At 65.9% G+C, this 22,628-nt stretch carries 26 protein-coding genes and 1 riboswitch; of the genes, 23 read left to right on the forward strand and 3 right to left on the reverse strand.

The window, feature by feature from the left end; all coding sequences use genetic code 11:
- Window positions 1-31: 31 nt before the first annotated feature.
- From AB4Y31_RS28080 to AB4Y31_RS28090, 3 genes are read left to right on the forward strand one after another with little or no spacing between them, the layout of a single operon-like run.
- Window positions 32-214: a DUF6726 family protein gene (locus AB4Y31_RS28080; RefSeq protein WP_368676941.1), complete on the forward strand. Its 183-nt coding sequence runs from the start codon at window positions 32-34 to the stop codon at window positions 212-214.
- 36 nt (window positions 215-250) lie between these two features.
- Window positions 251-967, forward strand: a complete 717-nt coding sequence (locus AB4Y31_RS28085; RefSeq protein ID WP_368676855.1) for a hypothetical protein — start codon at window positions 251-253, stop codon at window positions 965-967.
- 49 nt (window positions 968-1,016) lie between these two features.
- Complete coding sequence (locus tag AB4Y31_RS28090; RefSeq protein ID WP_368676856.1) at window positions 1,017-1,712, forward strand: flagellar basal body L-ring protein FlgH; 696 nt, start codon at window positions 1,017-1,019, stop codon at window positions 1,710-1,712.
- Between the two features lie 21 nt (window positions 1,713-1,733).
- On the opposite strand, the gene AB4Y31_RS28095 is transcribed toward AB4Y31_RS28090, so the two are convergent.
- From AB4Y31_RS28095 to AB4Y31_RS28105, 3 genes are all read right to left on the reverse strand, one after another.
- On the reverse strand, window positions 1,734-2,480 hold the full coding sequence (locus tag AB4Y31_RS28095) for a response regulator (protein WP_368676857.1): 747 nt from the start codon (window positions 2,478-2,480) through the stop codon (window positions 1,734-1,736).
- Between the two features lie 138 nt (window positions 2,481-2,618).
- Window positions 2,619-3,191, reverse strand: coding sequence for a hypothetical protein (locus AB4Y31_RS28100; RefSeq protein ID WP_368676858.1), 573 nt, complete (start codon window positions 3,189-3,191; stop codon window positions 2,619-2,621).
- Window positions 3,192-3,415: 224 nt separating this feature from the next.
- Window positions 3,416-5,179: an ABC transporter ATP-binding protein/permease gene (locus AB4Y31_RS28105; RefSeq protein ID WP_368676859.1), complete on the reverse strand. Its 1,764-nt coding sequence runs from the start codon at window positions 5,177-5,179 to the stop codon at window positions 3,416-3,418.
- 217 nt (window positions 5,180-5,396) lie between these two features.
- Window positions 5,397-5,518: riboswitch (TPP riboswitch) on the forward strand.
- Window positions 5,519-5,655: 137 nt separating this feature from the next.
- On the opposite strand from AB4Y31_RS28105, the gene AB4Y31_RS28110 reads away from it, so the two are divergent.
- From AB4Y31_RS28110 to hisH, 20 genes are all read left to right on the forward strand, one after another.
- On the forward strand, window positions 5,656-6,879 hold the full coding sequence (locus AB4Y31_RS28110) for an FAD-dependent oxidoreductase (RefSeq protein ID WP_368676860.1): 1,224 nt from the start codon (window positions 5,656-5,658) through the stop codon (window positions 6,877-6,879).
- A gap of 9 nt (window positions 6,880-6,888) precedes the next feature.
- Window positions 6,889-7,086, forward strand: coding sequence for a sulfur carrier protein ThiS (gene thiS / locus AB4Y31_RS28115; protein ID WP_018440414.1), 198 nt, complete (start codon window positions 6,889-6,891; stop codon window positions 7,084-7,086).
- A gap of 72 nt (window positions 7,087-7,158) precedes the next feature.
- Window positions 7,159-7,968 carry a thiazole synthase gene (locus AB4Y31_RS28120; protein WP_368676861.1) on the forward strand — a complete coding sequence of 270 codons (810 nt, stop codon included), beginning with the start codon at window positions 7,159-7,161 and terminating at the stop codon, window positions 7,966-7,968.
- 23 nt (window positions 7,969-7,991) lie between these two features.
- Complete coding sequence (gene thiE, locus AB4Y31_RS28125; protein ID WP_368676862.1) at window positions 7,992-9,107, forward strand: thiamine phosphate synthase; 1,116 nt, start codon at window positions 7,992-7,994, stop codon at window positions 9,105-9,107.
- A gap of 92 nt (window positions 9,108-9,199) precedes the next feature.
- The gene (locus tag AB4Y31_RS28130; protein ID WP_368676863.1) at window positions 9,200-10,027 is read left to right on the forward strand and encodes an ABC transporter ATP-binding protein; all 828 of its coding nucleotides are present in this window, start codon (window positions 9,200-9,202) and stop codon (window positions 10,025-10,027) included.
- Entirely contained in the window at window positions 10,024-10,800 is a 777-nt protein-coding gene (gene mlaE / locus AB4Y31_RS28135) for a lipid asymmetry maintenance ABC transporter permease subunit MlaE (RefSeq protein WP_018440410.1), read from the forward strand. Before AB4Y31_RS28130 ends, mlaE begins: the two co-directional genes overlap by 4 nt.
- 98 nt (window positions 10,801-10,898) lie before the next feature.
- The gene (mlaD, locus tag AB4Y31_RS28140; RefSeq protein ID WP_368676864.1) at window positions 10,899-11,471 is read left to right on the forward strand and encodes an outer membrane lipid asymmetry maintenance protein MlaD; all 573 of its coding nucleotides are present in this window, start codon (window positions 10,899-10,901) and stop codon (window positions 11,469-11,471) included.
- Between the two features lie 81 nt (window positions 11,472-11,552).
- Window positions 11,553-12,527 carry a VacJ family lipoprotein gene (locus AB4Y31_RS28145; RefSeq protein WP_368676865.1) on the forward strand — a complete coding sequence of 325 codons (975 nt, stop codon included), beginning with the start codon at window positions 11,553-11,555 and terminating at the stop codon, window positions 12,525-12,527.
- 131 nt (window positions 12,528-12,658) lie between these two features.
- Window positions 12,659-13,303 (forward strand): phospholipid-binding protein MlaC, encoded by a 645-nt coding sequence (locus tag AB4Y31_RS28150; protein ID WP_368676866.1) that lies wholly within the window; start codon window positions 12,659-12,661, stop codon window positions 13,301-13,303.
- Complete coding sequence (locus AB4Y31_RS28155; protein ID WP_368676867.1) at window positions 13,300-13,623, forward strand: lipid asymmetry maintenance protein MlaB; 324 nt, start codon at window positions 13,300-13,302, stop codon at window positions 13,621-13,623. Before AB4Y31_RS28150 ends, AB4Y31_RS28155 begins: the two co-directional genes overlap by 4 nt.
- Window positions 13,624-13,935: 312 nt before the next feature.
- Window positions 13,936-14,862: an ABC transporter ATP-binding protein gene (locus AB4Y31_RS28160; RefSeq protein WP_368676868.1), complete on the forward strand. Its 927-nt coding sequence runs from the start codon at window positions 13,936-13,938 to the stop codon at window positions 14,860-14,862.
- A gap of 44 nt (window positions 14,863-14,906) precedes the next feature.
- Window positions 14,907-15,662 carry an ABC transporter permease gene (locus AB4Y31_RS28165; RefSeq protein WP_026229617.1) on the forward strand — a complete coding sequence of 252 codons (756 nt, stop codon included), beginning with the start codon at window positions 14,907-14,909 and terminating at the stop codon, window positions 15,660-15,662.
- An 89-nt stretch (window positions 15,663-15,751) separates the two neighbouring features.
- Window positions 15,752-15,991: a BolA family protein gene (locus AB4Y31_RS28170; RefSeq protein ID WP_018440403.1), complete on the forward strand. Its 240-nt coding sequence runs from the start codon at window positions 15,752-15,754 to the stop codon at window positions 15,989-15,991.
- Between the two features lie 103 nt (window positions 15,992-16,094).
- Window positions 16,095-17,384, forward strand: coding sequence for a UDP-N-acetylglucosamine 1-carboxyvinyltransferase (gene murA / locus AB4Y31_RS28175; protein ID WP_368676942.1), 1,290 nt, complete (start codon window positions 16,095-16,097; stop codon window positions 17,382-17,384).
- On the forward strand, window positions 17,381-18,046 hold the full coding sequence (hisG, locus tag AB4Y31_RS28180; protein WP_018440401.1) for an ATP phosphoribosyltransferase: 666 nt from the start codon (window positions 17,381-17,383) through the stop codon (window positions 18,044-18,046). The genes murA and hisG overlap by 4 nt, the downstream gene beginning before the upstream one ends.
- A 57-nt stretch (window positions 18,047-18,103) precedes the next feature.
- A complete protein-coding gene (gene hisD / locus AB4Y31_RS28185; protein ID WP_368676869.1) occupies window positions 18,104-19,426 on the forward strand; it encodes a histidinol dehydrogenase in 1,323 nt (440 codons plus the stop codon).
- Between the two features lie 55 nt (window positions 19,427-19,481).
- Window positions 19,482-20,555, forward strand: a complete 1,074-nt coding sequence (gene hisC / locus AB4Y31_RS28190; protein ID WP_368676870.1) for a histidinol-phosphate transaminase — start codon at window positions 19,482-19,484, stop codon at window positions 20,553-20,555.
- A gap of 114 nt (window positions 20,556-20,669) precedes the next feature.
- Window positions 20,670-21,257, forward strand: a complete 588-nt coding sequence (gene hisB / locus AB4Y31_RS28195; RefSeq protein ID WP_107153078.1) for an imidazoleglycerol-phosphate dehydratase HisB — start codon at window positions 20,670-20,672, stop codon at window positions 21,255-21,257.
- A gap of 69 nt (window positions 21,258-21,326) precedes the next feature.
- The gene (locus AB4Y31_RS28200) at window positions 21,327-21,947 is read left to right on the forward strand and encodes a YchE family NAAT transporter (protein WP_368676871.1); all 621 of its coding nucleotides are present in this window, start codon (window positions 21,327-21,329) and stop codon (window positions 21,945-21,947) included.
- A 39-nt stretch (window positions 21,948-21,986) separates the two neighbouring features.
- Window positions 21,987-22,625, forward strand: coding sequence for an imidazole glycerol phosphate synthase subunit HisH (gene hisH / locus AB4Y31_RS28205; RefSeq protein ID WP_368676872.1), 639 nt, complete (start codon window positions 21,987-21,989; stop codon window positions 22,623-22,625).
- The last annotated feature ends 3 nt before the right edge of the window (window positions 22,626-22,628 follow it).

The following is a 22,628-nucleotide window of genomic DNA, read 5'->3' on the forward strand; positions in this document are numbered from 1 at the left end:
CACTCGCGCGCCGCGTGCGCGCTTGCAGCGCTTGCGCAAAGCGGCGCGTCGCGGGGCCTGCTGGGCTGGCGCGGCGGCGTTGATGCTGTCGATCGGCGGCTGCGGTTTGGCCGCGTTTCCCTGCCGGGTCGTCTCCGCGACGCTCAAGGTCGTGCCCGGTGTCGGCGACGTGGCCGCGACGCCGTTCGACACGTGCGCATCGGTGATCGACTAGTGAGTTGCATGTCCGTTGATGAGTGAGTCCCGAGCCATGAGACTCGTATCGTTCATCGGCGCGGCGTTCATCGCCGCCGCCATTTCATCGGGCGCCTGCCTTGGCGCTCCGGCAGCAGTGCCCGCGCAGTCGCGGCGGGCGAGCGTGCCCGCCGTCCACATCGAGAAGGCCGCGCAGCAGTCGAAGCCGTTCGCGTTTCGCGGCATTGCCCTCGGCATTACGCTCGATGAGTTCCGCGCGGGCCCCATGGTCCGGGCAACGCCGCCCGGCAGCGTGCCCGTTTGCGAGACCGACGTTGCGGCGGGCGCGCTCGGCATGGAGCTGCATTCGGACCAGAGCGTCACGGTGGCTTGCCGCTGGGCGCACCGGACAGCGGACGGCTGGCGGCGCTCGCAGGCCGTCGTCGATGGCTCGCTCGCGCAGGATCACGTGCTGCGTTTTGCGCGCACGGCAGGACAACGGGAGTATCGCCTCTATGAGATGTCGTTCGTCGTCGACGAAAGCGTCGCGCGAGACTTGCGCGAGGCACTCGCGCAACGCTATGGAAAGCCGCGTCTGGCGACGGATGCGGCGCCGGACCCGTCGCGCGGGGCTGCTCCGATCTACGTCTGGAGCAACGAGCTGAGCTCGATCACGCTCTGCTACCTGCCGGCGAGCCACAACGCAACGCTGACGTACTTGCTCGCTGATCCCGACGCATGGCTGAAGTCGGTCGCGCGCCGCTGGCTCGACGATAGCGCCGATGCGGTATGAAGCTCGGCTCGGTTGTCGGTTCTCCCTTCGCCTGGTTCGAGGAAAGTCAATGTCCGCATTACGCTCCGCTCGCCTCATTGCCGTGCTCGGCGCGGCCGTCGCTCTGACCGCTTCGCTCAGCGCTTGCATCCTCGGCCACCCGAACGCGTCGATCGTCGATGTGCCGATGAACCCGCCGCTCTCGGCCGCGCCCGTGACGGTCAATACGATGGGCGCCATCTATCAAGCCGGCGCGCCGCTCGTCCTGTACGAAACGCCGCGCGCTCAGCACATCGGCGACGTGTTGACGATTCGCCTCGCGGAAAGCTATTCGGCCAACGACAGCACCGACTCATCGGGCAAGCGTTCGGCGGATATGACGGCCCAGGCGGCTGACGGGGCGAACAAAGCCGTGCAGCGGCTCGCGAAGATGTTCAACGTCGGCTCCACGAGCTCGGATTTCAGCGGCACCGGCAGCATCGTCGACGCGCGCGGTATGTCAGGGACCTTGGCCGTCACGGTGATCGGCACGACGCCGAGCGGCAACTTCGTCGTCGCCGGCGAGAAGGTGATCGCGCTGAAAGGGAATCGCGAGCGCCTGCGCCTCTCGGGCGTCGTCAATCCAAAAGATATCGAGTCCGGCAATTACGTGGAATCGAACAAGGTAGCCAACGCGCGCATCGAAGAGGCCGGCTTTGGCGCGCTCAACGACACGACGACGATGAGCTGGCTGCAGCGAATGTTCCTGAGCGCGGTGATTTTCTAGAAGCGCTCGGCGCGGGCGCACTCACGCATCGGTATCGGCAGGCAGGCAGCGCTCGGCCGCGCCGACGTCGCCCGCCGGCACAAAGACATACCCGCGACCCCATACGGTTTGCACGTAGCGCGGCTCGGATGGATCGCTCTCGATGATTTGCCGCAGCCGCCAGATCGACACGTCGAGGCTGCGGCTGCGATGCGTCTGGGCGCCGCCATGCAGCTTTTCGATCAGCTGCGCGCGCGAGAGCACGGTCATCGCGTGCGTGACGAACACCTTCAGCGTCGCAAACTCGTTCGTACTGATCGCTATCCGCTCGCCGTCGCGAAAGAGCTCGCGCGTCGCGAAGCTCACTTCGAAGCGGCCGAAGCGATAAGGCGCACGCGCTTCGGGTGCGCCCGGCACGAGCGAGCCGCGGCGCCGCAAGACCGTGCGGATGCGCGCGACGAGCTCGCTCGGGTCGAAGGGCTTGCCGAGATAGTCGTCGGCGCCGAGCTCGAGGCCGATCACGCGATCGATCACGTCGTCGCGCGCGGTCAGCAAAATAACGGGCACGTCGTTGCCCGCGACGCGCAATGCGCGCAAAGCGCTGACGCCGTCGAGCGCGGGCATCATGATGTCGAGTACGACGAGCGCCGGGCGTTCGGCTTCGAGCGCGCGCCCGAGCCCCATGCCGTCTTCGAGCAGCGAGACCGTGTAGCCGCGCTGCCCGAGATAGTCGCGCAATAGCTCGCGCACGACAGGGTCGTCGTCGACGACGAGAATCGAGGGGTTCATGGCCGGATGTTAAAAGAGAGCGCGGCATCCGGAAAAGCGCCGACTGCTTTCGAATCCTTACTGCGCGTGCTCGTCGGCGGGCAGAGCGCTGCCGAAGCCGTGCTTTCGATGCCATTGCGCCGACTGACTGCGCCGCACTCAATCGGCGAGCGGCGAGCTCAACGCTGAGGCCGATTCGACGCCGCGCTCGACGATCATTTTGTCGATGAGCCCTTTCACCTTCCCTGATGCGCTCGAGAATCGGTTCAGATCGAGCTCGCCCGCCTCGTAGCGGGCCGTGACGAGGATGTGGCCGCGCTCGATCAACGTGAGATCGATCTCCGCCAGATAGGCGATAGATCGCGGCACGTACGGGCGACGGCCGTACGCGACCGACGCCGAGTAAGTGAGCTCGGCCTCGCAATTGGCCGGCGACGCGCCGGGGTTGTAGACGCCCGAGTTCACGCCGCGTCGCTCCAGCGCGAGCTGCAGCGCCGGCACGAGGTCGAGGGCCGAGACGTTCGGATTGATCTCGATGCAGACCGTGTGGACGAGTGCCGGTCTACCCGTGACGAAGGCCGGTGAGGAGTAATTCGCGGCGATCGCGTAGCCTGCCTGGACGGTCGAGCCGGCTGCGTCGAGGGCCGTAAAGAGGGTCCAGGCGCAGCCGCTCATGCCAAGCGTGGCGGCAGCCGCGACGGCGACGGTCGGCGCGCGATGCACGAGCGACATGGGCGGGACTCCGATGGGGCGATGGATGGGATCGATCGCGAGGCGCAACGCGTCGATCGAAAACCGTCTTGCGTCCCTCGCTTACCATCGATAATCGCCGCAGCCGAGCCGCGCCGAAGCCACGAACAACCTGGCTGGCCGGCAACTGCTTTCGGGCTGTTGCGGGTGCTTGCAGGCGCTTTCGAGATGTTTCGGACTGCTTGTTATCGGCTCCCCGCCTCGCGTCAGGCCACCGCGCGTTCCTCGTGGCGCTCGATATCGAGCGTGTGAGGATGAAACGCCGCGAGCGATTCGCGATGCGCGACGCTGACGATCGCCGTGGCCGGCAGCCGTTCGTTGAGCAGTCGATAGACGTGCGCTTCGTTGCCTGGATCGAGCGCGCTCGTTGCTTCATCGAGAAAAACGAAATCGGGCTTGTGCAGCAGCACACGCGCGGCGGCTAGCCGCTGCTGCTCTCCAGGCGAGAGCACGCGGGTCCAGTGGGCCGATTCAGTGAGCCTGTCGACGTAGTCGTCGAGCCGGCACGCGACGAGCGCTTCACGGCACGCTTCGTCACTGAACACATCGGCTTGCGCCGGATACGTAAGCGCCGCTTTGAGCGTGCCGATCGGCAAATAGGTTTGCTGCGGCACGAACATCGTCTTCGCGCCGACCGGGACGTCGATGGCTCCGTCGCCGAACGGCCAGAGGCCGGCGAACGCACGCAGCAGCGTGCTCTTGCCGCAGCCGGACGGCCCGCGCACGAGCCAGCGCGAGCCCGGCTCGATGACGAGATCGGAGATCGTCGCGAGCGGCGTGCCCTTCGGCAACGCGAGCTCGAGTCCGTGCGTGGAGAGTGAGCTGGAATCGACGTAGTGCAGGTTGATCCCGCCGCGCGCGGTGGACGGCAGCACCGATTCTTTGAGATGCGTCGCCCGCATGACGCGTTTGAATTCGCGCAAACGGTTGACGGTGGCGCGCCATTCGACGAGCGACGAGTAACTGTTGATGAACCACGAGAACGAATCGCTGACGCTGCCGAACGCCTGCGCGATCTGCATAAGGACGCCCATCGTGTACGCCCCGGCGAAGTAGCGCGGCGAGGCGACGACGATCGGAAAGATGATCGCGATCTGGCCGTAGAAGCTCAGCACGAAGTTCATCCGCTTCGTGTACTTCATGATGAGCCACCAGTTGTCGCGGATGCGCGCGAATATCCCGCGGGCGTTCGTGTTTTCCGTGTCGATGCCGTTATAAAACGCGATCTGCTCGGCGTTCTCGCGCACGCGGATGAGCCCGAAGCGGAAATCGGCCTCGACGCGCTGTTGCTGATAGTTGATCGACACGAGCGGATGGCCGACCTTCTTAATTAGCAGCGAACCGCCGAGCGCGTAGAGCGCGGCGGCCCAGACCATATAGCCGGGAATGGTGAGCGGCGTGCCTCCGAGCGTGACCGTCAACGCTCCCGCGATCGTCCAAAGGATCGTCACGAATGAGATGAGCGTCACGACGGTCGAGAGCAGGTCGAGCGAAAGACTGAGCGTCGTCGTCGCGAACGATTGCAGGTCGTCGCTCAACCGCTGGTCGGGGTTGTCGGCGAGCCGATCGCGCTCGATGCGATAGAAAGCGCGCTCCCCGAACCATTCGTTGAGAAAGCGGTTGGTGATCCATTGGCGCCAGCGGAAGCCGAGCATCTGGCGCAGGTACGTGCGGTAGACCGCAAGGATGATGTAAGAGAACGCGATGACCGTGAAGACGACGAGCAAATGCGGGAAGTGGCTGACGTCTTTTTCCTGCAGCGCGTTGTAGAACTGCGCGTTCCAACTGTTCAACCGTACGTTGATCCAGACGATCGCGAGATTCATTGCGATGATCGTGACGAGCAGCCCCCAGGCGACTTTCCATTCCTCGGAGACCCAGTACGGCTTGATCAGGCTCCATGCGGAGATGGAATCGGTGTCACGCGGCGCTCTGCCGCGCAGGGAAAAAGCAGCGTTGGATGGGGTCATGGAATTCTCGATCGAAACCGGCTCGTGGAGCGGGATGCGCGCGAAGTACGGCAAGCATTGTTTCGCCGAGCTCTTAAAAGAGGCTTAACGGGGCGGGACCGAAACGGCCGCTCCTCGGCCAATGCAGGCGCTCACGTACACGTAGTCGGCACATTGTGCCAGAGCCGGAGGCCGACGGCCGTTTGCGGCCACTTCGTCTTTTGTGGTCTAATGGCCAACGACGAAACAGGGGTGCTTCGTGCAGTGACGCGCGGCGTGACCGCGCTCAGGCGAGGCTGAGAGAGACCCTTCGCACCCGATCCGGGTAATACCGGCGCGGGAAGTTTCTCACCGGATCTGCGTGGGACGTTCATGGCGGACGTTCCGCTTTCCACCGGGCCGCGCCCGCATTGCTGCGGCGCATTTCCCCAGGCTCGGTCGGCCCCAGCACCGGTTTCGTCCTTTGTACGGTGATCCGTACGGTAAGGATCGATCCGATGACCGCTCAATCTTCAGTCGTTTCAGCTGCGCGTCCCGATTTCGCCGTACTCGGCGGCGGGCTATGCGGCCGGCTCGTCGCCTGGCTCCTCGCGGGCGACGGTTATCGCGTCGCCCTCTACGAGCGCGGCGACGCGGCCGGCACCGGCGCGGCGGCCTGGGTGGCGGCCGCGATGCTCGCGCCGCTCGCCGAAGCGGCGAGCGCCGAGCCGCTTCTCGTCGAACTCGGCGCGGCCTCGCTCGCCCTCTGGCCGCAACTCATCGCCGAGCTGCCCGAGCCGGTGTTCTTCCAGTGCAACGGCACGCTCGTCGTCTGGCACCGCGCCGATCGGGCCGAGGCTGCGTTGTTCGAGCGCCGCGTGCGCGCGAACGCGCCGGCTTCGCTCGTGGCCGATGGTGGCCTTACCACGCTCGACGGCGCCGCGCTTGCCGCCGCCGAGCCCACGCTCGCCGGGCGTTTCAACCAGGGCTTGCTGCTGCCGCGCGAAGGCCAGCTCGACAATCGGCAAGTGCTCGCGGCGCTTGCAGCGGGGCTCGAAGCGCGCGGCGTAGCCTCGCACTGGAACACGCCCGTCGCGGATGGGGCATTGCCGGCCGCTCACGTGACGATCGACTGCCGCGGCCTCGGCGCCAAGGCGGCACTGCCGGCGTTGCGCGGCATTCGTGGCGAGGTCGTTCGCGTGCACGCCCCCGATGTCGCGCTCACGCGCCCCGTGCGGATGCTGCATCCGCGTTATCCGATCTACATTGCGCCGAAGGAGCGAGGGCTTTTCGTGATCGGCGCGACCGAGATCGAGGGCGAGGACATGTCGCCCGTCACCGTGCGCTCAGCGCTCGAGCTTCTATCAGCGGCGTTCGCCGTGCATCCTGCCTTCGGCGAGGCACGTATCGTGGAGCTCAACGCGCAGTGCCGCCCGACATTGCCCGACCACCGTCCGGCGATCGTCTGGAATGGGGCGGCAACGATTGCCGTCAACGGTCTTTATCGTCACGGCTATATGATCGCGCCCGAAGTCGCGCGTACGGCGGCCGAGCTGGCCACCGCCGTCCTCGCGCGCCGCGTGACGGACGCCGACGGCTTCGACGAGTGGCGCAATCAGGCCCGCTGGGCGCAAATGCTGCATTTCAGTGAGCACGAAGGGGCGGGCGGTTCCGGGCGTCAACTGCTGTGCGAGGCGCGCCGGCAACCCGGATATCGAAGTCATTCGGCCGAACCGATGTAGTTTGCAAACATGGAAATCGAGATCAACCACAAGCCACTCACGTTGCCCGACGGCGCAACCGTGGCCGACGCGCTCGCCGCATTCGGCGCGCGGCCGCCGTTCGCCGTTGCGCTCAACGGCCAGTTCGTCGCGCGCGCGCAGCATCCGGCGCGCATGCTGAACCCGGGGGACCGGCTCGACATCGTTCATCCCGTCGCGGGCGGCTGAGCGCGCGATCGTTCCGTTTCGATGGGACCGCCGCCGTCGCCCGTTGCTTGCTCAATGCCTGAGGATTCTTCAATGACTTCCGCTTCCGCTGCCGATCCGCTGACGCTTTACGGTGTCGCCTTCGCGAGCCGCGTGCTGCTCGGCACCTCGCGCTACCCGTCGCTCGCGTCGCTCTCCGATTCCATCGAGGCGGCACGGCCCGGCATGGTGACGGTCGCGCTGCGCCGCCAGATGCAGGCCGATACGGCCGAGGCGGGCTTCTTCGATCTGCTCAAGCGGCACGCCGTGCCGCTGCTGCCCAATACGGCCGGCTGCCAGACCATCGACGAAGCCGTGACGACGGCGCATATGGCGCGCGAAGTCTTCGAGACCGAATGGGTCAAGCTCGAGCTGATCGGCGACGACTACACGCTTCAGCCGGATCCGATCGGACTCGTGGAGGCGGCCGCGCGCCTCGTCAAGGACGGCTTCAAAGTGCTGCCGTACTGCACCGAGGATCTCGTCGTGGGGCGCCGTCTCGTCGATGTCGGATGCGAGGCGCTGATGCCGTGGGGGGCGCCCATCGGCACCGGCAAGGGCATCGTCAATCCGTATGGCCTGCGTGTGCTGCGCGAGCGCCTGCCCGACGTGCCGCTCATCGTCGATGCGGGGCTCGGCGTGCCTTCGCACGCGTGCCAGGTCATGGAATGGGGGTTCGACGGCGTGCTCCTCAATACGGCCGTGTCGCAGGCTACCGACCCTGCCGCGATGGCGCGCGCGTTCGCGATGGGCGTCGAGGCGGGACGTGCGGCCTATCGGGCGGGGCCGATGGACGAGCGCGACAGCGCGCAGGCGAGCACGCCCGTCGTCGGCATGCCGTTCTGGCATCAGAATCCGGGCTGATCGCCCGGCCACGGGAGCCACGCATGACGCGCACACTTGCCTTCGCCGACCGCGAGATCTTTTGGCCGCCGGCCGACGAGTTGACCGAAGCCGCCGAGCGCATTCGCGCGCGCCTGGGCGACTGGCCGCCGGCGAGCGAGCCCTGGCGCATCTGCCTGACGCCGCCCGACACGCCGCGCGCGGGCGATCTCATCGTCGCCACCGGCGAGCGCGAGCATGGCGCGGATCCTGCCGACCGGGCGAAATGGCTCGCCGCGGGCGCGAGCGTCATCGATGCGGACGAGCACGGCGCGCGGCTCACGACCGTGAAAGGCCGTTACGCGCTCACCGGGCCGCTCGCCGAGGACTGGCTGGCCGCCCTCGCGAGTTTTCTCGACTGCGGCTTCGACGCGCGCGACGCGCTCGTCTTGGCGCTCGCCTGGCGCGACGGCGACGAAGCCGATGCGGCGCGTGAAGACGCCTGGCCCGCCGATCTCACGCGGTTTCCGCGCGTCGAGGGCCTGCCGGCGGCGCCCGCGCAGCCGTTCGCGCGCTGCCCGGACCGGCTCGGGCTCTACGCGGTCATGCCGAGCGCCCCGTGGGTCGAGCGCGTGCTCGATCTCGGCGTGTCGACGGTTCAGCTTCGCGTGAAGGAGGCGAGCCCGGCGCTCGCGGCCGAGATTGCCGAGAGCGTCGCGGCCGGCCGCAGGCACGGCGCGCGGGTCTTCATCAACGACCATTGGCGCGAAGCCATCGATGCGGGCGCTTACGGCGTCCATCTCGGCCAGGAGGACATCGAGACGGCCGATCTCGCGGCAATCGCGGCGGCCGGCGTCAGGCTCGGCCTTTCGACGCACGGCTATTACGAGATGCTCTGCGCGCTGCATTTTCGCCCGAGCTACGTTGCCTTCGGCGCCGTTTTTCCGACGGCCACGAAGACGGTCGCGACCGCGCCGCAAGGCTTGGCGCGACTGGCGCGCTATGTGCGTCTCGTCGACGGGGCCGTCCCGCTCGTGGCCATCGGCGGCATCGACGTCGCCAAACTGCCGGCCGTGCTGGCGACGGGCGTCGGCAGCGCGGCCGTCGTCAGCGCGATCACGGGGGCGGACGATCCGGCGGCCGCCGTGGCGGCGCTCGAGCGCATCGTTGCAAATCGGTAACGGTCTTTTTGCACCGGAGTAACGCTGCGTCACGACAGTGTTTTCCCTAAGGCCCTATAATTCCGCTTCCGCATAAAGGGAGCGCCCGCTTCGTGCCGCCTTCTTCATCCGAGCCCATTCTCGAGTTGCGCAACGTCGATTTCGGCTACGACGAGGACCGTCTCGTTCTGTCGAACCTGAACATGCGGTTTTCGCGCGGCCAGGTCGTGGCCGTGATGGGCGCGTCGGGCGGCGGGAAGACGACAGTCCTGCGCCTCATCGGCGGCCTCGAGCGCGCGCGCCGCGGCGAAGTGCTTTTTCATGGCCGCGACGTGGGCAAGGAAAGTCGCGAAGGGCTTTACGCGCTGCGCCGGAAGATGGGCATGTTGTTCCAGTTCGGTGCGCTTTTCACCGATATGACCGTCTTCGAGAACGTCGCCTTCGCCCTGCGCGAGCATACGGACTTGCCCGAGCCGCTGATTCGCGACCTCGTGCTCATGAAGCTCAATGCCGTCGGCCTGCGGGGTGCCCGCGATCTGGCACCGTCGCAGATTTCGGGCGGCATGGCGCGCCGCGTCGCGCTCGCGCGCGCCATCGCGCTCGACCCCGAATTGATGATGTACGACGAGCCGTTCGCCGGTCTTGACCCGATTTCGCTCGGCATCACCGCCAATCTGATTCGCACGCTCAACCAGGCGCTCGGCGCCACGTCGATTCTCGTCACGCACGATGTGCCCGAATCGTTTGCGATCGCCGATTACGTCTACTTTCTCGCGAACGGCTCCGTGCTGGCCGAAGGCACGCCGGCCCAGCTGCGCGAATCGAAGGAGCCGATGGTGCGGCAATTCATCGATGGCGCGCCCGACGGCCCGTTCCGTTTCCACTATCCGGCGAAGGCGCCCCTTGCCGCCGATTTCGGCGTTGCCGGAGACCGCGCATGATCGGCCTCGTCAGTCTGCTCGGGCGCCGCGTGCTCGACGGCGTGGCCCGCACGGGTTACGCGACGCGCATCTTCGCGCGCCTCGTGCTCGAGTTGTTCGCATTGCTGCGGCGGCCGAATCTCGTCATCAAGCAGATTTACTTCGTCGGCAACTATTCGCTGCTCATCATCGCCGTGTCGGGGCTCTTCGTCGGCTTCGTCCTCGGCTTGCAGGGCTATTACACGCTGAACCGCTACGGCTCGGAGAGCGCGCTCGGCCTGCTCGTCGCGCTGTCGCTCGTGCGCGAGCTCGGCCCGGTCGTCACGGCGCTCCTCTTCGCGGGCCGCGCGGGCACGTCGCTCACGGCCGAAATCGGCCTCATGAAGGCGGGCGAGCAATTGACGGCTTTAGAAATGATGGCCGTCGATCCGCTCGCCACGATCGTCGCGCCGCGCATGTGGGCCGGGATCATCGCGATGCCGCTGCTCGCGGCGATCTTCAGCGCTGTCGGCATCATCGGCGGCTACATCGTCGGCGTGCTGATGATCGGCGTCGACGCGGGTGCGTTCTGGTCGCAGATGCAAGGCGGCGTCGACGTCTGGGCCGATGTCGGCAATGGCGTCGTCAAGAGCGTGGTGTTCGGCTTCGCCGTCACGTTCATCGCGCTCTTTCAGGGCTATGAGGCGAAGGCGACGCCCGAGGGCGTCTCGCGCGCGACGACGCGCACGGTTGTCTACGGCTCGCTCGCCGTCCTCGGCCTCGATTTCATTCTGACGGCGTTGATGTTCAGCTAGCGCGCTTCGCGCCGGCGTCAATTGGCATAGTGGATTACCGGCGTCTTCAGGACGCGGATGGCATCGCGGGCGCGCCCGCGATTGTTTCTGGGATGACGATGAAAAAAACTGCTCTCGACTTCTGGGTCGGCTTGTTCGTGCTGCTGGGCTTTGCCGCCGTGCTGTTTCTTGCGTTGAAGGCCGGCAACATGAGCTCGCTCTCGTTTCAGGCGACGTACCCTGTGAAGCTCAAATTCGACAACATCGGCGGCCTCAAGGTGCGCGCGCCGGTGAAAAGCGCCGGCGTGGTCGTGGGCCGCGTGGGGTCGATCGGATTCGATACGAACACCTATCAGGCCGTCGTTACGATCGATATCGACAAGCAATATGAATTTCCGAAGGATTCGTCGGCGAGGATCCAGACTTCCGGTCTTCTCGGCGAGCAGTACATCGGCCTCGAGCCCGGCGGCGACAGCGACATGCTGAAGCCCGGAGACACGATCTCGATGACGCAGTCGGCGATCGTGCTCGAGAACCTGATCGGGCAGTTCCTCTACGGGAAGGCGGCCGACATGGGTGCGTCGAAGGGCGGCTCTGCGGCGACGCCGCCCGCTGCGCCGGCAGCCGCTCCCGCGGTACCGCCTCCCGCACCGGCATCGGCTAGCGCCCCCGCATCGGGCGCCGGAGGCTGAGATGAAACCCGCGCTTTCTTCGCTGCCCGGCATCGGAGTGTCGCAAGGGCACGGCAGGCACCGACATAACGGAGAAAAATAATGCAGACCACGCACGTAAAAAACGTGGCATTGGCCATTGCGGCAGCGGCGCTCGCCGGCTGTGCGTCCGTCCAGACGCCCACGCCCGGAGACCCGCTCGAGAGCCTCAACCGAGGGGTGTTCAAGTTCAACGACACCGTCGACACGTACGCGCTGAAGCCGGTGGCGAAGGGCTACCAGCGCGTGGTGCCGGATCCAGTGCGCAAGAGCGTCACGAACTTCTTCTCGAACGTCGGCGACGTCTACATCGCCGCGAACGAGCTGCTGCAGCTCAAGATCGCGGACGGCGTCGGCGACATCATGCGCGTCACGATCAATACGATCTTCGGCGTCGGCGGCCTCTTCGACGTCGCCACGTTGGCCAAGCTGCCGAAGCACTCGTCGGATTTCGGCATCACGCTCGGGCATTACGGCGTGCCGTCGGGTCCTTACCTCGTGTTGCCGCTGCTCGGGCCTAGCACGGTGCGCGACGCGGCCGGGCTCGTCGTCGATTACTATGGGAATCCGCTCAGCTATGTCCAGCCGTCGTCGGTCAGCTGGGCGCTTTACGGTGTGAATCTCATCAACACGCGCGCGAATCTACTTGGGACAACCGATGTGCTCCAGGCCGCGGCGATCGACAAATATTCGTTCATCCGCGGTGCTTATCTGCAGCGGCGGCGCTTCCTGATTTCCGGCGGCGACGGCGCCGCTCCGAGCTACGAGCAGCCGCCGCCGAATTATGATGATGGGTCGTCGGGCGCGGCCCCGACGCCGGCACCGGCCCCCGCATCGGGTCCGGCCGGCGCGGCGCCGGCCGCCCCGTCGGCTGCTTCGGGCGCCACGGCTGCGCTGCCCGCTGAAGCGGCGTCGGGAGCGTCGGGCGTGGCCGCGCCGGCGCCGCTCGGCGGGCCGGACGGCGAAACGGTGCCGGGCCAGCAGTATGTCCCGCCGCCGCCGCGCACCGGCTTCCCGGTGATTCGCATGCTGAAGTGAAACCGCCTCCGCGCGCGCTCGGTGACGCGTGGGGACGTAACAGTTCGACACGAATCTTGCTCGATCGGGCTGGACCCGGCTCGAACTTGCACGGTACTGTAACCGAGCTTTCACGGAACTTAGGATTGACGATGAAAAGATTCTTTCTGATTTCTCTGTTTGCCGCGTTCGTTTCTTTCTCTAATGCCGGTTTTGCGCAACAGGCGGTCAACAACGTCGACACGAGCAATCCGGACACCATGATCAAGACGGTGACCGGGCGCGTGCTCGACACGCTGCGCATCGACAAGTCGATCAAGAGCGGCGACATCAACCGCATCACGCAGGTCGTGAATCAGGAAATCCTGCCGTACACCGACTTCCGCCGCACGACGCAGCTCGCGATGGGCCGCGCCTGGCGCACCGCGACCCCGCAGCAGCAGGACCAGATGGTCGAGCAGTTCAAGATGCTGCTGATCCGCACGTATTCGGGCGCGCTCTCGCAATTCCGCGATCAGCAGATCGAGTTCAAGCCGTTCCGGGCCTCGCCGACCGATACCGACGTCGTCGTGCGCAGCTCCGTCGTCAGCAACGGGCAGCCCGTCGAGCTCGACTATCGTCTTTACAAGACGCCGGAAGGCTGGCGCGTCTACGACCTGAACGTGGCGGGCGCGTGGCTCATTCAGGCCTATCAGCAGCAATTCACGGAGAAGATCAACCAGGGCGGCGTGCAGGGCCTGATCGACTTCCTCACGCAGCGCAACGAGCAGCTCGCGGCCGGCAAGCAGCCGACTTGAGCCACGTGAACCGCACGATGAATCGCTTTACGACCGGTACGACCATCACGCACGCGAGCGCGAAAGCCGCGCTCGCCGCCGGGCTCGCGAGCATCGCGGACGGCGCGTCGGGCGTCGACTGCTCGCCGCTCGCCGAGTTCGATTCCTCGGCGCTCGCCGTCCTGCTCGCCTGGCGGCGCGCGGCCGAAGCGCGCGGCGGCGACTTCGACATCGTCGATCTTCCCGCCGGCCTCGCGAGTCTTGCCGAGGCTTACGGCGTCCTTGGGCTCGTAGCGGCGCGACATCGACGCTCGCAGGAAGGGGCCACGGCCGAACTCTGAAAGTTGAAGCTCGGCGGCGGACGGGCGCGTCGCCATCCCCCTCCCTTCGGCCAGCTTCGACAGCCTCCTGACGGTCGCCGAGCCATCGGCTGACCGCCTCTTCCCGCGAGCGATCCCGCACCCAGTCGGCCAACGGAGAGTTGGCCTATAATCAACCGTTTTTCCGGACATCCGTTCCGCCCCGCATTTCGGGGGACGGCCAGACCCGGACGAACGGGGCAGCGGCTCTCGAGGCGTCGAATATCGCCAGCCGCGTTGCCAGCATTCAAACGTCGAACCAAGGCGCGCCGCCGGTAAAGGCCGCGCACATCCATGTCAGCCATAGAGATCCGCAACGTCAAGAAGCGCTACAAGGCACTGCAAGCGCTCAAAGGCGTCAGCTTGACGGTCGACGAGGGCGAATTCTTCGGCCTGCTCGGCCCCAACGGCGCGGGCAAGACCACGCTGATCAGCATCCTTGCGGGATTGGCGCGCGCCGACGAAGGCAGCGTGTCGGTGCTCGGGCACGATGTCGTGACCGATTTCCGCGGGGCGCGCCGCTCGCTCGGCGTGGTGCCGCAAGAGCTCGTGTTCGACCCGTTCTTCACGGTGCGCGAGACGCTGCGCATCCAGTCGGGCTATTACGGACTGCGCCGCAACGACGACTGGATCGACGAGGTCATGGCGAATCTCGATCTGACCGAGAAAGCCGACGCGAACATGCGCGCGCTGTCGGGCGGCATGAAGCGCCGCGTGCTCGTCGCGCAGGCGCTCGTGCACCGGCCGCCCGTCATCGTGCTCGACGAGCCGACGGCCGGCGTCGACGTCGAGCTGCGCCAGACGCTCTGGAAATTCATTTCGAGGCTCAATCGCGAGGGCCATACGATCGTGTTGACCACGCATTACCTCGAGGAAGCCGAATCGCTGTGCGATCGCATCGCGATGCTGCGCCGAGGGGAGGTGGTCGCGCTCGACAGCACGAGTGCGCTGCTCGCGCGATTCGCCGGGATGCAGCTGTTCGTGCGGCTCGCCGCGGGCATGCTGCCCGTTGAGCTGCGCGCGCTGGAAGTGGAGCCGTCGGCCTCGGGCGCGCGCCAGCATTTGCTGCGGCTGTCGAGCTATGACGAGGTCGAGCCGATCCTCGCGCGCTGCCGGGCGGCCGGTTGTACGTTCGAGGAAATCGACGTGCGCAAGGCTGATCTCGAAGACGTTTTTGTTCAGTTGATGAGCGGACCTGAGCTCGTCGAGGGGCTGGCATGATGCGGCCCACGCTCACTTCATCCGCCGCGCCGGAGCGAACCGTCATGAGCGGTTTTCGCACGCTGTTCTACAAGGAGACGCTGCGCTTCTGGAAGGTTTCTTTTCAGACGGTGCTCGCGCCTGTCGTCACGGCGCTGCTTTATCTGGCCATATTCGGCCATGCGTTGCGCGGCCATGTCGAGGTCTACCCCGGCGTCGGATACACGAGCTTCCTGATCCCCGGCCTCATCATGATGAGCGTGCTGCAAAACGCGTTCGCGAACAGCTCGTCGTCGCTGATTCAGTCGAAGATCACGGGCAACCTCGTTTTCGTGCTGCTGCCGCCGCTCACGCATTGGGAGCTGTTCAGCGCCTATGTGCTCGCGTCAGTCGTACGCGGACTCGCGGTCGGCTTCGGCGTCTTCATCGTCACGATCTGGTTCGTGCCGATGACGTTCGCCGCGCCGCTCTTCATCATCGGATTCGCCGCGCTCGGCTCGGCGCTGCTGGGCACGCTCGGTCTCATTGCCGGCATCTGGGCCGAGAAGTTCGATCAATTGGCGGCGTTTCAGAACTTCCTGATCATGCCGCTCACGTTTCTTTCGGGCGTGTTCTACTCGACCCACACGCTGCCGGACATCTGGCGCCAGGTGTCGCGCCTGAACCCGTTCTTTTACATGATCGACGGCTTTCGCTACGGCTTTTTCGGCGTGTCCGACGTCGATCCGCTGGCGAGCCTCGCCGTCGTGGCCGCGTTTTTCGTCCTGATCGCTGCGCTCGCGATGCGTCTCATCGCATCGGGCTACAAGCTGCGCCACTGACAATGAAACGGACCCCCACGCCCCGAAGGAAGTCCCCGTGGGCACGCATACTGGCGCGCGGAACCCGAACCAAGCAAGGAGCTTGAACCATGTTGCCGACTCCCGAGGTAGTCAAGCAATACATCACGGCGGGGCTGCCGTGCACCCATATCGAAGTCGAGGGCGACGGCCAGCACTTCTTTGCGACGATCGTCTCCGAGGCGTTCGAGGGCAAACGCCCGATTCAACGTCATCAGCTCGTCTATGCGGCGCTCGGCGATCGCATGCGGGCGGAAATCCACGCGCTGAGCATGAAGACGCTCACGCCGGCCGAATGGCAAAACGCATAATTCAGGAACCGTAGTGCGCATTACACAAGACGAAACGAGCGGCGCCGGCAGCGCCGCGGCAGCGAGCAGGGCCGAGGGCGAAGCCAACCAGGGACAAATGAGCATGGACAAGCTTGCGATCGAAGGCGGCCGGACACTTTCCGGCGAGGTCGGCATATCGGGCGCGAAAAACGCGGCGCTGCCGATTCTTTGCGCGAGCCTGCTCGCCGCCGACCCGATCCATCTCGAGAACGTGCCGGACCTCAAAGACGTGCGCACGACGCTCAGGCTGCTGACGCAGATGGGCGTTCGCGCCGAGACGGCGGGGGATGCGGTCGCGCTCGACGCGACCCATGTCGACAATCCCGTCGCGTCCTATGACCTCGTGAAGACGATGCGCGCATCGATCCTCGTGCTCGGACCGCTCGTTGCGCGCTTCGGCGTCGCGAAGGTATCGCTGCCGGGCGGCTGCGCGATCGGTGCGCGCCCCGTCGATCAGCACATCAAGGGCCTGCAGGCAATGGGCGCCGAGATCAGCATCGAGCACGGCTACATCGAGGCGCGCGCCAATCGCCTGAAGGGCGCGCGGATCGTCACGGACATGATCACGGTCACGGGCACCGAGAATCTTTTGATGGCCGCCGCGCTCGCCGAGGGGCAGACGATCCTCGAAAACGCGGCGCGCGAGCCCGAGGTCAACGACCTTGCGCGTCTGCTCGTCGCGATGGGTGCGAAGATCGAGGGCATCGGCACGGACCGGCTCGTGATCGAAGGCGTCGATAAGCTGCATGGCGCGCGTCATGCCGTGATTCCCGATCGCATCGAAGCCGGCACCTTCCTGTGCGCGGTGGCGGCGGCCGGCGGCGACGTCACGCTGCGCGACGTGCGCCCCGAGACGCTGGACGCCGTGACGGCGAAGCTGCGCGAAGCCGGCGTGACGATCGAGGAAGGCGACGACTGGATCCGCGTGCGGATGCACCGCCGTCCGACGGCCGTGTCGGTGCGCACCTCCGAATACCCGGCATTCCCGACCGATATGCAGGCGCAGTTCATGGCGCTCAATGCGATTGCCGAGGGGGCGGCGCAAGTCGTCGAGACTATTTTCGAGAACCGCTTCATGCACGTCCAGGAGCTCAACCGGCTCGGCGCGAACATCAGCGTCGACGGCAACACGGCGCTCGTCGCGGGCGTGCCGAAGCTGTCGGGCGCGACCGTGATGGCGACGGACCTGCGCGCCTCCGCGAGCCTCGTCATCGCGGGGCTTGTCGCGGAGGGCGAGACGCTCGTCGACCGTATCTATCACCTCGATCGCGGTTACGACCGGATGGAGGAAAAGCTGACGAAGATCGGCGCCCACGTGCGCCGCCTCACCGGCAGCGCGGCGAATGCCGCGGGCGTGGGGAGCTTCGCATGAGTGCGCCGCAGTTGACGCTCGCGCTCTCGAAGGGGCGTATTTTCGAGGAAACGATGCCGCTGCTCGCCGCGGCCGGCGTACAGGTCTCGGAAGACCCCGAGACCTCGCGCAAGCTGATTCTCGGCACGAGCGCGCCGAACTTGCGCGTCATCATCGTGCGCGCGACCGACGTGCCGACTTACGTCGAGTACGGCGCGGCCGATTTCGGCGTGGCCGGCAAGGACGTGCTGATCGAGCACGGCGGCAGCGGCCTTTATCAGCCCGTCGATCTGAACATCGCACGCTGCCGGATGTCGGTGGCGGTCAAAGCCGGCTTCGACTATGCGAACGCGGTGCGCCAGGGCGCGCGCCTGCGCGTTGCGACGAAGTACGTGCAGACGGCGCGCGAGCATTTCGCGGCGAAGGGCGTGCACGTCGACCTGATCAAGCTCTACGGCTCGATGGAACTCGCGCCGCTCGTCGGGCTGGCCGATGCGATCGTCGATCTCGTCAGCACCGGCGGGACGTTGCGCGCGAACAACCTCGTCGAGGTCGAGGAGATCATGCCGATCTCGTCGCGCCTCGTGGTGAATCAGGCTGCGCTGAAGCTGAAGCGCTCGGCGCTCGAGCCGTTTCTCGATGCGTTCGAGAGCGCGTCGCGGCGCGGCGGCGGCCAGGCGTAAAACGGCGGCGCCGAACGGTCACGAGATCGGCGCGCTTTTACCGGAACGGATACCAGCATGTCTCTGAAGATTCGCAAACTCGATTCGAGCGCCGCCGGCTTCGATGCGGCGCTCGCGGCGGTGCTCGCCTTCGAGGCGAGCGAGGACGAGGCGATCGAGCGCTCCGTCGCGCAGATTCTTGCCGACGTGAAGCGGCGCGGCGACGCGGCGGTGCTCGAGTACACGAACCGCTTCGATCGGCTCGACGCGTCGAGCGTCGCCGCGCTCGAGCTGCCGATCACGGAGCTCGAGGCGGCGCTCGAAAGTCTCCAGCCGAAGCAGCGCGCGGCGCTCGAAGCGGCGGCCGCGCGCGTGCGCGGCTACCATGAGAAGCAGAAGATCGAATGCGGCAGCCATAGCTGGCAGTACACGGAGGCCGACGGCACGGTGCTAGGTCAGAAGGTGACGCCGCTCGATCGTGCGGGGATCTACGTGCCGGGCGGCAAGGCCGCGTACCCCTCGTCGGTGCTGATGAATGCCTTGCCGGCGCGCGTGGCCGGCGTGCGCGAGATCGTCATGGTCGTGCCGACGCCCGACGGCGTGAAGAACCCGCTCGTGCTGGCGGCCGCGCTCATCGGCGGCGTCGATCGCGTCTTGACGATCGGCGGCGCGCAAGCGATCGGCGCGCTCGCGTATGGCACCGAGACGGTGCCCGCGGTCGACAAGATCTGCGGCCCCGGCAATGCGTATGTGGCATCGGCGAAGCGCCGCGTGTTCGGCACGGTCGGCATCGACATGATCGCCGGGCCTTCCGAGATTCTGGTCCTGTGCGACGGCACGACCGATCCGCGCTGGGTCGCGATGGATCTCTTCTCGCAGGCCGAGCACGACGAGCTTGCGCAATCGATTCTGCTCGCGCCCGACGACGCGTTCATCGCGCGCGTCGAGGACGCAATCGCGGAGCTCCTGCCGACGATGCCGCGCCGCGACGTGATCCAGCGCTCGCTGGAAGATCGCGGCGCGCTCGTGAAGGTGCGGGACATGGCCGAGGCCTGCGCGATCGCGAACCGGATCGCCCCCGAGCATCTCGAGATTTCGGCGCTCGACCCGCAGCAGTGGGCGAACGAGATTCGCCATGCGGGCGCGATCTTCGTCGGCCGCTTCACGAGCGAAAGCCTCGGCGACTACTGCGCCGGGCCGAACCACGTACTGCCGACGTCGCGCACGGCGCGCTTTTCGTCGCCGCTCGGCGTCTACGATTTCTTCAAGCGCTCGAGCGTGATCGAAGTCAGTGCCGAGGGCGCGCAGACGCTCGGCGAGATCGCGGCCGAGCTTGCTTATGGCGAAGGGTTGCCGGCACATGCGAAGAGTGCCGAGTACCGAATGAAGCAAACTGGGTGAAGCGAAAGACCAAACGGCCAGGAAGGACACGGGCCGGGCAACCGGCTGAATGATTATGACGACACCTAAAGACGTCATCCGCGGCGATGTGCTGGCGATGACAAGCTACCCGGTTCCCGATGCGACGGGCTTCGTGAAGCTCGATGCGATGGAGAACCCCTATACGCTGCCCGACGCGCTCGCGCGGCAGCTCGGCGAGCATCTGGCCGGCGTGGCGTTGAACCGCTATCCGGCGCCGCGGCCCGCCGCGCTGATCGAGAAGCTCAAGCGCGTGATGGGTGTGCCGTCCGGCTGCGCCGTGCTGCTCGGCAACGGCTCGGACGAGATCATCAGCATGATCGCCGTCGCTTGCGCCAAGCCCGGCGCGAAGCTGCTCGCGCCGGTGCCGGCCTTCGTGATGTATCAGATGTCGGCGAAGTTCGCGCAGATCGAGTTCGTCGGCGTGCCGCACCGAGCCGATCTCACGCTCGATACCGAGGCGATGCTGGCCGCGATCGCCGAGCATCGGCCGGCCGTCGTCTATCTGGCGTACCCGAACAATCCGACGGGCACGCTCTATCCCGAAGAGGACGTCGAGCGCATCATCGCGGCGGCGGGGCAAAGCCTCGTCGTCATCGACGAGGCCTATCAACCGTTCGCGCAAAAGAGCTGGCTGCCGCGCGTGCTCGAATTCGGCAATGTCGTCGTCATGCGAACGGTGTCGAAGCTCGGTCTGGCCGGCATCCGGCTCGGCTACCTCGCGGGCTCGCCTGTCTGGCTCGACGAGCTCGACAAGGTTCGGCCCCCCTACAACGTCAACGTTCTAACGCAGGCCGCCGCCGAGTTCATGCTCGATCACATCGACGATGTGCTGGAGGTTCAGGCCGCCGATCTGCGGGCCGAACGGACCCGCCTTGCCGATGCCGTGGCGGCATTGCCGGGCACCACCGTCTTTCCGAGCGCGGGCAATTTTCTGCTCGTGCGCGTGCCCGACGCGGACGCCGTGTTCGAAACCCTTCTCGCGGCGCGGATTTTGGTCAAAAACGTGAGTAAAATCCACCCATTGCTTGCGAATTGCCTGCGCTTGACGGTCGGCACACCGGACGAAAACGCGCAAATGCTCGCGGCGCTCAAACTGGTTTTGAAGTAAAGACTGAAAAGCGGGCCTGAGGCAGGGCGCCCAAGCGAGGCGCCCGCGCCGGACTGCCGCACTTCATTCTTGTTTTTCGAAGCAACTTATTTCCCGCTTGATTCGAGGTTTTCCATGCGTGTGGCGGAAGTCGTTCGCAATACCAGCGAAACGCAGATCCGTGTGAAGATCAATCTGGACGGCACCGGCGAGCAAAAGCTCGCGACGGGCGTGCCGTTTCTCGACCACATGCTCGATCAGATTGCGCGGCACGGGCTCATCGACCTCGAGATCGAGGCGCATGGGGACCTCCATATCGACGATCACCATACCGTCGAAGACACCGGCATCACGCTCGGCCAAGCCGTGGCCAAGGCCATCGGCGACAAAAAAGGGATTCGCCGGTACGGTCATGCCTACGTGCCGCTCGACGAGGCGCTCTCGCGTGTCGTCATCGATTTCTCGGGCCGTCCGGGCCTCGAATTCCATGTGCCGTTCACGCGCGCGCGGATCGGCACATTCGACGTGGATCTGTCGATCGAGTTTTTCCGCGGCTTCGTGAATCACGCGGGCGTCACGCTGCATATCGACAATCTGCGCGGGCTCAACGCTCACCATCAGATGGAAACGGTCTTCAAGGCTTTCGGCCGCGCGCTGCGCATGGCCGCCGAGCTGGACGAACGCGCGGCGGGGCAGGTCCCGTCGACCAAAGGCAGCCTATAGCGACTGGGATAGGGCGGCAAACCCCAAGGAACGAGCGACCGGCGCGCAGGACGCGCCGACCGGCTTGCGATGGATTTTCTGAAATCATTCATTTCGTTGCTCGCGCTGATCAATCCGGTCGGCGCGGTGCCGTTTTTCTTGAGTCTCACTTCGGAGCAGTCCGAGGGCGAGCGGCGACGCACAATCCGGATCGCCTCGATCTCCGTGTTTTGCGTCATCGCGATCACGACGGTGCTCGGCCAGCAGATCATCAGCTTCTTCGGCATCTCGGTCGGCTCGCTCGAGGTGGGCGGCGGCATCATCATGCTGCTGATGGCCGTCAACATGCTCAATGCGCAAATCGGCAATACGCGCGCCACGGCCGAAGAGCGCGATGAGGCGGAGTCGAAGAACAGCATCGCGGTCGTGCCGCTCGCGATCCCGCTGCTCACGGGGCCGGGCTCCATCAGCACGGTGATCGTCTACGCGGCGAGCGCTCACCACTGGTACGACCGGATTGGGCTCGTCGTGATCGGCGCCGTGCTGGCGGTGATTTGCTTCCTGTCCCTGCGGCTCGCCGAGCCGATTGCGCGCTGGGTCGGGCAAACCGGTATCAATATCGGTACGCGGTTGATGGGTTTGATGTTGTCGGCGCTCGCGGTCGAGTTCATCGTCGACGGGTTGAAGGCGTTGTTGCCTAATTTACGGTAGCTGTTTCGACACGGCTATTTTGGTGCGATAAAGATCGCGATGAAGAAAATTGCAATTGTGGACTATGGGATGGGCAACCTGCGCTCCGTGCAGCAGGCGCTGAAAAAGGCGGCGCCCGAAGCCGACGTGGCCATCGTCGATCGCCCCGAGGACATACGCGCTGCCGAGCGCGTCGTCCTGCCCGGGCAGGGCGCGATGCCCGACTGCATGCGCTCGCTGCGCGAGTCGGGGCTCCAGGAGGCGGTGCTCGAGGCGTCGCGCACGAAGCCGCTGATGGGCGTATGCGTCGGCGAGCAGATGCTGCTCGATTGGAGCGAGGAAGGCGACACGAACGGTCTCGGCCTCATTCATGGCAAAGTCGTGCGGTTCGCGCTCGAAGGCCGGCTGCAGGACGACGGCTCGCGCTTCAAGGTGCCGCAAATGGGCTGGAACCGCGTGCGTCAGGTGCACTCGCACCCGCTCTGGGACGGCGTGCCCGACGGAAGCTTTTTTTATTTCGTGCACAGTTACTACGTCGTGCCCGACAATCGCGCGCATAGCGTGGGGGAAACGGACTACGGCAATCCATTTACGTCGGCCGTGGCGCGCGACAATTTGTTCGCCACCCAGTTTCACCCCGAAAAAAGCGCAGACGCAGGCTTGCGTGTCTACCGCAATTTCGTGCATTGGAATCCATGAATT

The organism is Trinickia sp. EG282A (genome assembly GCF_040965455.1).
Taxonomy (GTDB): domain Bacteria; phylum Pseudomonadota; class Gammaproteobacteria; order Burkholderiales; family Burkholderiaceae; genus Trinickia; species Trinickia symbiotica.

Excerpts from the sequence above, each read along its gene's own strand:
- AB4Y31_RS28085 (WP_368676855.1), top strand. The coding sequence starts at position 251 with ATGAGACTCGTATCGTTCATCGGCGCGGCGTTCATCGCCGCCGCCATT.
- AB4Y31_RS28090 (WP_368676856.1), top strand. The coding sequence starts at position 1,017 with ATGTCCGCATTACGCTCCGCTCGCCTCATTGCCGTGCTCGGCGCGGCC.
- AB4Y31_RS28095 (WP_368676857.1), bottom strand. The coding sequence starts at position 2,480 with ATGAACCCCTCGATTCTCGTCGTCGACGACGACCCTGTCGTGCGCGAG.
- AB4Y31_RS28100 (WP_368676858.1), bottom strand. The coding sequence starts at position 3,191 with ATGTCGCTCGTGCATCGCGCGCCGACCGTCGCCGTCGCGGCTGCCGCC.
- AB4Y31_RS28105 (WP_368676859.1), bottom strand. The coding sequence starts at position 5,179 with ATGACCCCATCCAACGCTGCTTTTTCCCTGCGCGGCAGAGCGCCGCGT.
- AB4Y31_RS28110 (WP_368676860.1), top strand. The coding sequence starts at position 5,656 with ATGACCGCTCAATCTTCAGTCGTTTCAGCTGCGCGTCCCGATTTCGCC.
- thiS (WP_018440414.1), top strand. The coding sequence starts at position 6,889 with ATGGAAATCGAGATCAACCACAAGCCACTCACGTTGCCCGACGGCGCA.
- AB4Y31_RS28120 (WP_368676861.1), top strand. The coding sequence starts at position 7,159 with ATGACTTCCGCTTCCGCTGCCGATCCGCTGACGCTTTACGGTGTCGCC.
- thiE (WP_368676862.1), top strand. The coding sequence starts at position 7,992 with ATGACGCGCACACTTGCCTTCGCCGACCGCGAGATCTTTTGGCCGCCG.
- mlaE (WP_018440410.1), top strand. The coding sequence starts at position 10,024 with ATGATCGGCCTCGTCAGTCTGCTCGGGCGCCGCGTGCTCGACGGCGTG.
- mlaD (WP_368676864.1), top strand. The coding sequence starts at position 10,899 with ATGAAAAAAACTGCTCTCGACTTCTGGGTCGGCTTGTTCGTGCTGCTG.
- AB4Y31_RS28145 (WP_368676865.1), top strand. The coding sequence starts at position 11,553 with ATGCAGACCACGCACGTAAAAAACGTGGCATTGGCCATTGCGGCAGCG.
- AB4Y31_RS28150 (WP_368676866.1), top strand. The coding sequence starts at position 12,659 with ATGAAAAGATTCTTTCTGATTTCTCTGTTTGCCGCGTTCGTTTCTTTC.
- AB4Y31_RS28160 (WP_368676868.1), top strand. The coding sequence starts at position 13,936 with ATGTCAGCCATAGAGATCCGCAACGTCAAGAAGCGCTACAAGGCACTG.
- AB4Y31_RS28165 (WP_026229617.1), top strand. The coding sequence starts at position 14,907 with ATGAGCGGTTTTCGCACGCTGTTCTACAAGGAGACGCTGCGCTTCTGG.
- AB4Y31_RS28170 (WP_018440403.1), top strand. The coding sequence starts at position 15,752 with ATGTTGCCGACTCCCGAGGTAGTCAAGCAATACATCACGGCGGGGCTG.
- murA (WP_368676942.1), top strand. The coding sequence starts at position 16,095 with ATGGACAAGCTTGCGATCGAAGGCGGCCGGACACTTTCCGGCGAGGTC.
- hisG (WP_018440401.1), top strand. The coding sequence starts at position 17,381 with ATGAGTGCGCCGCAGTTGACGCTCGCGCTCTCGAAGGGGCGTATTTTC.
- hisD (WP_368676869.1), top strand. The coding sequence starts at position 18,104 with ATGTCTCTGAAGATTCGCAAACTCGATTCGAGCGCCGCCGGCTTCGAT.
- hisC (WP_368676870.1), top strand. The coding sequence starts at position 19,482 with ATGACGACACCTAAAGACGTCATCCGCGGCGATGTGCTGGCGATGACA.
- hisB (WP_107153078.1), top strand. The coding sequence starts at position 20,670 with ATGCGTGTGGCGGAAGTCGTTCGCAATACCAGCGAAACGCAGATCCGT.
- AB4Y31_RS28200 (WP_368676871.1), top strand. The coding sequence starts at position 21,327 with ATGGATTTTCTGAAATCATTCATTTCGTTGCTCGCGCTGATCAATCCG.
- hisH (WP_368676872.1), top strand. The coding sequence starts at position 21,987 with ATGAAGAAAATTGCAATTGTGGACTATGGGATGGGCAACCTGCGCTCC.